Source organism: uncultured Gemella sp., assembly GCF_963537375.1.
GTDB lineage: Bacteria > Bacillota > Bacilli > Staphylococcales > Gemellaceae > Gemella.
In genome coordinates this window covers 107,810-119,241 of sequence record NZ_CAUTDQ010000002.1, presented here as the reverse complement: position 1 = coordinate 119,241, position 11,432 = coordinate 107,810, and the positions used below count along the sequence as shown (strand labels likewise).

Here is an 11,432-nt window from a genome sequence, read left to right as displayed (position 1 = left end):
ATAAATTTAAATACGGCTGATATTTATTATCAACCGTATTTATTATAGACCCGAAATATTTGATTTAAGTTTTATGAAAAGGCTTATTTTAAGTATTTCTAGCTATTTTTACTTTAGTTAAATAACTTTGAATAGTTTAGAAATATTGGAAAAATTATTATATAATGATACACTTAAAAGGTCTTAAAAGTGTATTAGTACACTAAAATATTTTTTTCGAAGGAGATTATACAGTTATGAATTTTTTAGATGTTTTTACTAAAACATTGATGAATCAAAAAATTAATACCGCTATTATTTCTAGTATAGCTATTATTTTATTAGGATACTTCTTACGTAAAAAAGGTGTTTTTAATGATTCAATCGGGAAGGTACTTACTTCAGTGGTACTTACAGTTTCATTACCAGCCCTTGCGTTTAACTCATTCTTAGTTGATATAAATGAAAAGAGTTTAAAACAAGGTCTTAATGTATTAATTTGGGGTATTTTAGTATATATTGTTTTAATTATTATTAGTAAACCTCTATTCATGCAATTTAAAGGTGATCAACAAGATACAATGCGTGTTCTTTCTATCTTTGGATCAACAACATTCTTCGGAATTCCGATAGTAACAGCTATTTATGGTCCAACTGGAACACTTTACGCTTCAATCTTTAACATTGGATACCGTATTTTCTTATATTCTTATGGATATATTAAAATGAGTGGATTAAAAATGACGATGAAAAATGTTAAGACAATGTTCTTAAACCCGATCGTTATAGCAACGTTCCTAGGTTTATTCATCTGGTTATTCCAAGGAAGCTTACCGCAAGTTGCAGTATCAACTGTAAAAGACGGGCAAACAGTTGTTAAAGAATATGCATTCTTACGATTAGACCAAACATTACCACAATTCAAACAAATTTTAACATACTTATCTAGCTTAGCATCTCCATTAGCATGGTTAGCAATCGGAGCTACGCTGGGTTCAGTATCATTCAAAGATGCACTATCAAACAAACCAACTTGGTACTACACAGCTGTTAAACTTATTGTTATTCCAGCTATTAATATCGTAATCTTAGCGGTATTAGCTGTAACACACGTTTTACCAGTTGACCTTACAGCTCTAGGAACAATTGTTGTAATGATGGCAACTCCTCCAGCAACAGTAGCTGCCGCGTATGCTATTAGCTTTGATAAAGATGCAGTATTAGCATCTAATGCATCATTACTTGGAACATTAGGAGCGGTTATCCTTACTCCAGTATGGATCGTGATTGTACAAATTATTGGTTCACTTGGAATTTTCCACTAGTATAAAAGATAGATTTTTATAATCGGTAATAATGAAAAGACGGGATTGCCGATAAGCACTCTCGTCTAATTTTTTAATAATAAAGAACAAAGAAAGAAGGAAATGAAAATGACATTAAAAGTTGTATGTTATGGTGTTAGACCAAATGAAGTACCATATTTTGAAAAACTAAACAAATATAATTTTGAATTAAAACTTGTAGAAGAATTATTAAATCACGATAATATTGACACAGCAGAAGGAATGGATGCAGTAATCTTACGTGGTAACTGTGTTGCTGATAGAACTAATATTGAAAAAATGAACGAATACGGAATTAAATATGTATTTACTCGTACAGTAGGATTCAACCACATCGATCTTCAAGCAGCAGCTGATTACAACATGAGTGTTGCGCGTGTACCTGGATATTCTCCAAACGCAATTGCAGAATTATCATTAACATTAGCGATGTCATTACTAAGACACGTTGCTCACACAGTTAATAAAACATCAAAATATGACTTCCGTGTAGATGGAACAATGTTCAGTAAAGAAATTCGTAACTGTAAAGTTGGTATCATCGGAACAGGAAAAATTGGTCTAACTGAAGCGAAACTATTTAAAGGATTAGGTGCTGATGTTTATGGATTTGACGTATTCCAAAGTGAAGAAGCAAAACACGTAGTTAAATTCGTTGAAATGGACGACTTACTAGAAAGATGTGATATCGTAAGTTTACACGTACCATACTTCCCAGGAAAAAATGATAAGATGGTAAATACAGAATTCATCTCAAAAATGAAAGATGGAGCAATCTTAATCAATACAGCTCGTGGAGAATTACAAGATAACGCAGCTATTTTAGAAGCTATTAAATCTGGTAAACTTGACGGATTCGGAACAGACGTATTCGCAAATGAAGCTGAATTCTTCTTCAAAAACTTCGAAAACGGAGATGAAATCTCAGACCAAGTAGTTAGAGAATTAGTTGATCTATATCCGAAAGTATTAGTTACACCACACGTTGGTTCTAATACAGATGAAGCTTTATCAAATATGATTGAAATCAGTTATGATAACTTAAATGATATGTTAACTAAAGGTTCAACAGCAAATGCTATTGAATTACCAAAAGCTAACTAAAGAATAATTAAAGATACATAAGGAGAACTCCTAGGTAGAAAAGCTACTTAGGAGTTCTTAATTTTTCGGTGTTCCAATGAAAGAAACTAATCTTTGATATTAGAATTACTTTGTTTATAGTTTCTAGTCATCTTATAATTTTCAATAATACTATTAATTCTGTCCATATCTTCTTTTTTGAATTTTTCTTTTATTTCTTTGTATGTAACACTTTTTACAAGTTTAAAATCTCGTTGTTGAACTGGTTTATCATAATCAAGTACTTTAATATCGATTCCTGTTTCAGTACGTATAACTTGTACAATACTACCACCTGTACCAAAACTTGTCATTAATGATGTATTGTCTTGACCCATAGTAAAAGGACTTTCATAATTCAAATCACCAGTGCCAGGGTCAGTAGAGTTTTGATAAAGAGCCCTTCCTATTAGAGCGAGTTGTGAATTTGTGTATTCTACTTTAGAAGCATCTTTGTTATCTTCTGAAGAATTACTTCTATTTTCATTGTAAGTATAAACTGATTTAAAATCAGATTTTGAGAAGTCTAGTTTATCACTTGATTTTTTGTTGTTTTTTAAGAAGTCTTCTAGACTAGTAAATTGATTATTTGATATTGTATCAATATATTTTCCATCTTTTTTTTCTTTTTCAGATATTGTGATATCATGTATTTTATCATATTTATCTTTTTTGTCATTTAGTTTGTAGACGACATATCTATCAAAGTCTTTTTCTTTTGTGTGAATCCATATAGTTCTATCTTTATAGAAATTAGCACGAGGAATATCATTTCTAGACTCAGCTTGCTATAGTACTATAATTTTGTTTGAATTATATGAATAAACAGCAAATGGACTGTTAGGTTTATCTTTTTCAGCAATAACTAATTCATTTTTACCATCTTCATCTACATCATAATAACTATAAGTTATATAATTTTTCTCTTTGCCAGATTCATCATAATTTTTAATAGCGAACTTATTAACTTCAGAATTTTCGCCTAATTCATTATTATCCATAGATTTTTTGTATTTCTCTAGTATAGGAGCGTAAATCTCCTCATCATTTTTACTAGTAGAAAAAATACTAGAGATAGATTTATTAGTAGTTTTTGAATAGTAGTATAAGCCACCACTACCAATTAATACGAGTCCAAGTATAGTTGATATGATTGGAACAAACTTTAAACGTTTTTTATGGTTAGGATTAAAGTTATTATTAAGATTTTGAGGAGCGTTCATAAAATTAGGATTTTGTTGATCGCTGTAGTTTTGATATTGTTGATTAAATCCCTGTTGTTCGTTATTATAGTTATGATATTGCTGATTATAACCTTGCTGCTCATTATTTACACTATTATAATTAGTGTATTGTTGATTGAATTCTTGCTGATTATTGTAGTTTGAATAGTGTTGGTTATAACCTTGCTGCTCGCTATTTACATTATTATGATTAGGCTTTTGTTGATTATTATTTTGTTGATTGTTGTAGTTATCATTATTCTTACTCATTTTGTTTCTCCCGGATAAGTATATTCAATTATATTATAAAATAAGATAAGGTATTTTCAAAGTATTATTTGAAAGGTATAAAAAAAGAGGAAGTGCCTCAAAAATAATGATTTCAGAGAAATCAATTTTATCGAGACGCTCCTTTATAATATTTTTATTTACTAATGAAACATACTTATGTTAGTATCCATTATTCCTCAATTTTATTTTTTTCATAACTCTTAGTTTTCTTATACTCTTCAATAATTTTATTTATTCTATCCATATCTTCTTTTTTGAATGTATCTTGAATTTCTTTATAAGTTACAGTTTTAGCGACATCGTACTTACGATTTGGAGAAGAGTAGTTGACTACTATAATCTCAATATCATTTTCTCGAATATTTACACTAACTACACTTGCTCTTGTGCCAAAGTCAGAAATAACACTATGGTTTGTAGATGAACGAATAGAGAAATAAGTATTATAATCTAATGTTCCTACTTGAGGATCAGTTGAACCAGCCATAATAGCACGAGCGATTAAAGCAAGTTGCATTTTAGTATATTTAGGTTTATCCTCAACTTTTTTCTCTTTATCGTTATTATTGCTACTACTAGATTCATTAATAGAGCTATAAACAGATTGATGGTCTAGTTTAGAAAATTCAATTTTTTCACCAGGAAGTGGATATTTTTTAAAGAACTCATCTTTAGAATCAAATTCTTCTTTGGTAATAGAATCCTTATATTTTCCACTTAAATCTTTTGGTTTTCCGAAGTCTATGTCATGAACCATTTCATATCTTAGACCATTATCTTTAAACTGATAAATCGTGTATCTATCGTTAGAACCTTCATTGTCTTGAACTACTATTAATTTATTCTTATAGAAAGTTGTAGGTTGAATAGATTTAGTTTCAGCTTTGTAAATAACATTAATTTTACTCTGTTCATCATAAGAATAAATTGCTGCTGGACTAGCATAATTATCTTTTTCGAAAACAAGAAGTTCATCTTTTCCATCATTATCAATATCATCGTAACTATATTCTAAATAATCTTTATCTTTAGAACTAGAATTATATCGTTCAATGACACGGTTATTAACCTCATAATCAAACTTTTGTTCACCACTATCCATAGCTTCTTTATACTTTTTTAGAATAGGTGAGTAAATCTCTTTTTCTTTTTCCTTTTTACCGAAGGAGAAAATGCTAGATAAAGATTGGTTTGTTGATTTTGAATAATAATAAAGTCCACCACCACTCAGTAGAATAATACCAAGCATACCAGAAATTATTGGAACAAATTTTGAACGTTTCTTTTTCTCTTGATTAAATCTTTGTTGATTATTTTGCATATTAGGATTTTGATAGTATCCTTGATTATTATAGTTTGTGTTTTGTTTATTTCCAAAATTGTTATATGAGTTTTGATATTGATTATTATAAGGATGTTGAGATCTATTGTTGTTTATCCCTTGATATTGGTTATTGTAACCTTGTTGATCATTTGGAGTACCGTTATAATTTTGATATTGCAGATTATTTACGTTATTATTATGCTGATTATTATCTTGATATTGTTGTCCATAATTCGCATTATTGTTTATGTTATTATTATTATTATTTGACTGCGAATTATTGTTTAAATTATCTTTATTACTAATAAAAACTCTCCTATAAACTTCATTTAAATACTATTATAAAATAAGTTCAAACTTTTTCAAAATATTATGAAAAGAAATTACATCTTCCTCACCCAAGAGTAGGTGAGGAAGATGTAATATTAATCTTTAATATTAAATTGTCCTTTTTCATAATTTCTAGTGTGTTTGTATTCTTCTATTATTTTGTTAATTTTATCTATATCTTCTTTTTTGAATTTGTCTTTAATTTCTTGGAATGTAGCTTTTTTCTTAACAACATAGTTTCTACGAGCAGCAGGTGTGTCAGCATCAGCAGCTAGTATTTCAATACCATTATCCACTTTTTTAACTATTACTTTACTTGATTCAGTTCCTAAATGAGTAATTAAGAATCCTTGTTGTTCTTCCATTATAAAACCAGTCTCATAGTGAGTTAATATATTTTCTGGAGAAGTAGAATCTCTTAAAAGTGCACGTCCAATCAGTGCTAATTGAGAGTTAGTGAATTCAGCTTTATTCTCATCTTTTTTCTCGTTGTTATTGTTGTTACTGTCATTTTGTTTTTCTTCTTGTGCATTAGGATCATTATAGTAATATAGTACTTTATATCCTAATTTAGAAAAATCAATTTTATCAGTAGGGATTGCATATTTTTTGAAGAATTCATCTTTAGATTCAAACTCTTCAGAAGAAATTGAATCTTTAAATTTTTTGTTAATTTTTTTATACTCGGCAAAGTTAATATCATGAACTTTTTCGAATTTTGAACCATCATCTTTCAATTTATACACAACATATGTGTCATTGTTGTTCGTAGTATCATGTATCCAAATAGATTTATCATTATAGAATACAGATTTTGAAATATCATTACCAGATTCAACTTGGTAAATTAAATTAACTTTATTACTATTATCATAAGAATATATCGCAAAAGGACTATTTAGATTATCTTTATCGCAGATAAGTAATTCATTTCTACCATTACCATCAATATCATAATATACATACCTGATGTAATCTTTATTTTTTCCTTTTGAATTATAATTTTCGATTGCGAAATTATTAACCTCAGAATCAGATTTCACCTCACCAGAGTCCATTGCTTTCTTATATTTTTCAAGAACAGGAGTATAAAGTTCTTCATCTGATTTCTTCCCAAAAGAAAAAATGCTAGAGATAGGTTTATTAGTAGATTTCGAATAGTAGTATAATCCACCACCACTAAGTAGAACAATGCCAAGAATACTAGAAACTATAGGAACAAGTTTACTTTTCTTTTTCTTATTAGGATCAAATCCTTGTGAATTATTTGGTCTATTATTGTTTTGATAGAACTGTCCATTGTTTTGAGTATTTTGTTGATATTGACCAGGATTGTTATAATTTTGATATTGTTGATTGTAACCTTGTTGGCCATTTGCATTATTGTAGTTTTGGTATTGTTGATTATTTGATGAACCTGAGTAATTTTGATACTGTTGGTTATTATTTTGTTGATTACCATAATTATATTGATTATTAGTTTGGTAATTTTGATTTGAATAATCGTACTGTTGATTATTTTGATATTGCTGATTCGAGTTATTATAATTTTGGTATTGTTGATTATAGCTTCCTTGATAACTTTGTTCATTATAATTTTGGTACTGGTTATTATACCCCTCTTGATAACCTTGATTATTATAATTTTGATATTGGTTATTATAGCTATTTTGTTCGTTATAATCATTTTGATTATAGTTGCTATAATTTTGATTAGTATTCTGATTTTGATTATTATTATTATTATTTGGCTTTGAATTATTATTACTCATAACATCTCTCCTTTTAAAGTGCTTTCATTACTATTATAAAATAAATTTAACATATTTCATAGTAATATTAAAAAAAACTCCTAATTTCATATATATTCTATATAAAATTAAGAGTAGGTTTGTATTATTTAGTTACTACGAATGAGTACCATCCGTTATCAGAAGTTTCCTCAACAAGTTTGAAACCACGTTCTAACATTTTTTCAAGAAGTTCATCTTTCTTCTCTTCGATAATACCAGAAGTGATGTAGTAACCACCATCTTCTAATAAGTTATACGCATCATCAATCATAAGCTCGATGATGTGAGCAAGAATGTTCGCTACGATAATATTATATTCTTTAGTTTCTTTTGTAAGAAGACTAGCTTGATCAACTTCGATTCTCTTCTCAAGATTATTTAAAGCGAAGTTCTCATAAGAAACATCGACAGCAAGTTTATCTAAGTCAACAGCTTTAATATTACCATCAGTTAGATAGCTAGCTGCGATACTTAAAATACCACTTCCACAACCAACATCGATAACATTATCAGTTCTTTGAACATATTTCTCAAGGTTTTTAATACATAGAGAAGTAGTCTCGTGACCACCAGTACCAAATGCCATACCTGGATCAATGTTTATAATATATTTATCTTCAGTATTTTCATATTCGCGCCATGTAGGTACAATAACGAACTTTTCACCGATATTAAGAATATCGAAATAATCTTTCCAAGAATTTTCCCAGTCGCTATCTTGAATAATAGTAGTTTCAATCTTGAAGAAATCTCCAATGTTAATATTTTCACCTAAAGCAAGAAGCTCAGCTTCGAAACGTTTGAAAGTTTCTTCATCAAAATTAAGCTCGTTAATGTATCCTTTAACAACAACTCCAACTTCAGGATAATCAGCAGGACTAAGTTCAACAATAGTACCGAAATCATCGTGTAAGTTTTCCTCAAGAGTAGTAGGATCCTCAATAGCAACTCCAGTTGAACCATAATCTAAAAGAATAGACTCAACTATTTCACTAGCTTCATTAGTAGTATGAATTGTAATTTCAACCCAATTTTCCATCTTATACCTCACAAATATTTTAAATTTTTTTCATTATATTTTTGATCGAAAAGACCAAAATAAGTGACTGCCCCAAAAGTCATAAAATTTAACAAAGTTCATATGATAACTCATAGACGCAGTGGTTTATTGATATCTAAATACGCTTTATAAAAGCTTTTTAGATATCTAATAAACTGTGCGGGGGTGACTCGACAAAATCGATTTCTCCGAAATCACGATTTTTGAGTCACTCCCATTTAACATACCTACAACATATTATACCATTTTCAATATTTAAGCAAATAAAAAGGTGAGATAGTTGTTTATATTTCGAGTGTAGAATTCACGAAGAAATATTTATCGGGTAGATATATTAAAAAATATAGTAAAAAATGAAATAATAGAGAATAATAATAACAAAGACGCAGTGGTTTATTGATATCTAAATACGCTCATACAAGCTTTTTAGATATCTAATAAACTGTGCAGGGGTGACTCTAAAAAATCAATTTCTCCGAAATCATGATTTTTGAGTCACTCCCAACAGAAACACTAATCTTAACGAACAAGGAGAGGAAAAGATTAGATGTTTCTACTGCGACTATTTAGAATAAATGAATAATAAAGAAATACTTTTAATGGGAATTAAGTGAATATATGAGAATTTGTAGCCTAATAGTGCTTAATTATGTTATAATTTATAACAGTACTATTTGAGGGCAGAAAGGTTCCTGCCGCACCCGAGAGGGTACCTGAGATGACGAGGTTACTGAACGTCCAAATAGGAATATTGGAAGCACCTGGAAATAGGTGCTTTTTTTTATGATAAAATTTAAATTTATTTTAAATACAAAAAATTTAAATTAATATGGCTCCATAGTGCTTTTTTAATAAAATCCTTGACAATAACGGTCGATTAGTATAATATAGACTAAGTAAACCGTAATATAAAATATTAGTAAAGAGACTTTTATTTCATGTTTTTTTAGAAGAGAGTTTAATCCATAGGCTGAAAGATTAAATAATAATGATTGAAATAAGCAACACTCTTTATAAAACCGAATATAATTTGAAAGGTATCAGGAAACTGATATGAATTCGGGTGGCACCACGAAATTAGTATTCGTCCCATGTAGTTATATAACTATGTGGGACGATTTTTTATTTTCAATATATATAAGGTTTAGCTAATATTAGTAGTTAAAATTGAAAAAATATGGAGGCACTTATGACAACAATTACGAAAGAACAAGTAGCTCACATCGCTCATCTTTCTAGATTAGAAATCCAAGAAAATGAAGTAGATGGATACATCGAAAAATTAGAGAAAGTTGTAGATTTATTCAATACAATCAACAACGCACCAACAGAAAATGTAAAACCAACATATCACGTTTTAGACTTAGTGAATGTTTTCCGTGAGGATGTTGCAAAACCAGGAATGGATAGAGAAGAAGTTCTTAAAAATGCTCACGAAACTGAAGCAGGACAATTCAAAGTACCTACTATTATTGAATAAAATAAGGAGATAATTTAATGAGTTTATTACATGAATCAATTGAAAGTTTAGAACTTAAACTTAAAAATAAAGAGATTAAACCAAGTGATTTAGTAAAAGAATCACTAGACAGAATTAAAGCTACTGATGAAAAAGTAGGTTCATTCATTACAGTAACTGAAGAAGTAGCATTAAAACAAGCCGAAGCTTTAGACCTTGCTCAAGAAGAAGGACGCACTGAAGGTAAATTATTCGGTATCCCAATGGGAATCAAAGATAACATCGTTACAAAAGATATTCAAACAACTTGTGCATCAAAAATCTTAGAAGGATTCAACCCAATTTATGATGCAACAGTAATGAACAAACTTAATAAAGAAAACCCAATTCTTTTAGGGAAATTAAACATGGACGAGTTCGCAATGGGTGGTTCTACAGAAACATCTTACTACAAACTTACTCGTAACCCACACGACTTAGATGCAGTACCAGGTGGATCAAGTGGTGGTTCAGCTACAGCGGTAGCAGCAGGACAAGTTAGCTTCACTCTAGGAAGTGATACTGGTGGTTCTGTACGTCAACCAGCATCTTACTGTGGTATCGTTGGATTAAAACCAACTTACGGACGTGTATCTCGTTTTGGATTAGTAGCATTCGCTTCTTCATTAGACCAAATCGGACCAATGACTCGTACAGTAAAAGATAACGCTCGTGTATTAGAAATCATCTCTGGATTAGATGCTAACGACATGACAAGTGCACCTGTTGAAGTACCAGAATTCAGCAAAATCATCACTGGAGACATCAAAGGTAAGAAAATCGCTCTTCCTAAAGAATACTTCGGTGCTGGAATCGATGAAGATGTTAAAAAAGCCGTTCTTGAAGGTGTTAAATACTTAGAAAGCCAAGGAGCAATCGTTGAAGAAGTAAGTCTTCCAAACACAGACTACGCTATCTCAACTTACTACATCATCGCTTCTGCTGAAGCAAGTTCAAACCTTTCTCGTTTCGATGGTATTCGTTACGGATTTAGAAGTCCAAACGCAACAAACCTTGAAGAAATCTACAAAAAAACACGTGGAGAAGGATTTGGAGCTGAGGTTAAACGCCGTATTATGTTAGGAACATACGTATTATCTTCAGGATACTACGATGCTTACTACAAAAAAGCACAACAAGTTCGTACACTAATTAAACAAGACTTTGACAAAGTATTCGAAGAATACGATGTAATCATTGGACCAACTGCTCCAACAGTAGCATTCAATATTGGAGAAGAAGTTGGAGACCCAATTACAATGTACGCTAACGATATCTTAACAATCCCAGTAAACATGGCTGGTCTTCCAGGATTAAGTATTCCATGTGGATTCAAAGGTAAACGTCCAATTGGTATGCAAATTATTGCTAAGCCATTCGCAGAATCTACACTATATGATGTAGCGTACAACTTCGAACAACACTACAACTTACACGATAAAAAAATAGAATTATAATAGGAGAAA

9 protein-coding genes are annotated in these 11,432 nt (G+C 30.0%); 4 read left to right on the top strand and 5 right to left on the bottom strand.

The features are described 5' to 3' along the window. Nucleotides 1-236 precede the first annotated feature (236 nt). Nucleotides 237-1,304: an AEC family transporter gene (locus RYK99_RS01150; protein WP_314989365.1), complete on the top strand. Its 1,068-nt coding sequence runs from the start codon at nucleotides 237-239 to the stop codon at nucleotides 1,302-1,304. 108 nt (nucleotides 1,305-1,412) lie between these two features. Then, entirely contained in the window at nucleotides 1,413-2,429 is a 1,017-nt protein-coding gene (locus RYK99_RS01145) for a 2-hydroxyacid dehydrogenase (RefSeq protein ID WP_314989363.1), read from the top strand. An 86-nt stretch (nucleotides 2,430-2,515) separates the two neighbouring features. Here RYK99_RS01145 and RYK99_RS01140 read toward each other — a convergent pair whose 3' ends face one another. From RYK99_RS01140 to prmA, 5 genes are all read right to left on the bottom strand, one after another. Further along, complete coding sequence (locus RYK99_RS01140; RefSeq protein ID WP_314989361.1) at nucleotides 2,516-2,785, bottom strand: hypothetical protein; 270 nt, start codon at nucleotides 2,783-2,785, stop codon at nucleotides 2,516-2,518. Between the two features lie 450 nt (nucleotides 2,786-3,235). Further along, complete coding sequence (locus RYK99_RS01135; RefSeq protein ID WP_314989359.1) at nucleotides 3,236-3,940, bottom strand: hypothetical protein; 705 nt, start codon at nucleotides 3,938-3,940, stop codon at nucleotides 3,236-3,238. A 190-nt stretch (nucleotides 3,941-4,130) separates the two neighbouring features. Beyond that, nucleotides 4,131-5,282: a hypothetical protein gene (locus RYK99_RS01130; protein WP_314989357.1), complete on the bottom strand. Its 1,152-nt coding sequence runs from the start codon at nucleotides 5,280-5,282 to the stop codon at nucleotides 4,131-4,133. Nucleotides 5,283-5,710: 428 nt separating this feature from the next. Then, nucleotides 5,711-7,387, bottom strand: coding sequence for a hypothetical protein (locus RYK99_RS01125; RefSeq protein WP_314989355.1), 1,677 nt, complete (start codon nucleotides 7,385-7,387; stop codon nucleotides 5,711-5,713). A gap of 124 nt (nucleotides 7,388-7,511) precedes the next feature. Beyond that, nucleotides 7,512-8,447: a 50S ribosomal protein L11 methyltransferase gene (gene prmA, locus RYK99_RS01120; protein ID WP_314989353.1), complete on the bottom strand. Its 936-nt coding sequence runs from the start codon at nucleotides 8,445-8,447 to the stop codon at nucleotides 7,512-7,514. 1,210 nt (nucleotides 8,448-9,657) lie between these two features. On the opposite strand from prmA, the gene gatC reads away from it, so the two are divergent. Beyond that, complete coding sequence (gene gatC / locus RYK99_RS01115) at nucleotides 9,658-9,948, top strand: Asp-tRNA(Asn)/Glu-tRNA(Gln) amidotransferase subunit GatC (protein ID WP_314989351.1); 291 nt, start codon at nucleotides 9,658-9,660, stop codon at nucleotides 9,946-9,948. A gap of 17 nt (nucleotides 9,949-9,965) precedes the next feature. Next, entirely contained in the window at nucleotides 9,966-11,423 is a 1,458-nt protein-coding gene (gene gatA / locus RYK99_RS01110) for an Asp-tRNA(Asn)/Glu-tRNA(Gln) amidotransferase subunit GatA (RefSeq protein WP_314989349.1), read from the top strand. The last annotated feature ends 9 nt before the right edge of the window (nucleotides 11,424-11,432 follow it).

Excerpts from the sequence above, each read along its gene's own strand:
- RYK99_RS01150 (WP_314989365.1), top strand. The coding sequence starts at position 237 with ATGAATTTTTTAGATGTTTTTACTAAAACATTGATGAATCAAAAAATT.
- RYK99_RS01145 (WP_314989363.1), top strand. The coding sequence starts at position 1,413 with ATGACATTAAAAGTTGTATGTTATGGTGTTAGACCAAATGAAGTACCA.
- RYK99_RS01140 (WP_314989361.1), bottom strand. The coding sequence starts at position 2,785 with ATGGGTCAAGACAATACATCATTAATGACAAGTTTTGGTACAGGTGGT.
- RYK99_RS01135 (WP_314989359.1), bottom strand. The coding sequence starts at position 3,940 with ATGAGTAAGAATAATGATAACTACAACAATCAACAAAATAATAATCAA.
- RYK99_RS01130 (WP_314989357.1), bottom strand. The coding sequence starts at position 5,282 with ATGCAAAATAATCAACAAAGATTTAATCAAGAGAAAAAGAAACGTTCA.
- RYK99_RS01125 (WP_314989355.1), bottom strand. The coding sequence starts at position 7,387 with ATGAGTAATAATAATTCAAAGCCAAATAATAATAATAATAATCAAAAT.
- prmA (WP_314989353.1), bottom strand. The coding sequence starts at position 8,447 with ATGGAAAATTGGGTTGAAATTACAATTCATACTACTAATGAAGCTAGT.
- gatC (WP_314989351.1), top strand. The coding sequence starts at position 9,658 with ATGACAACAATTACGAAAGAACAAGTAGCTCACATCGCTCATCTTTCT.
- gatA (WP_314989349.1), top strand. The coding sequence starts at position 9,966 with ATGAGTTTATTACATGAATCAATTGAAAGTTTAGAACTTAAACTTAAA.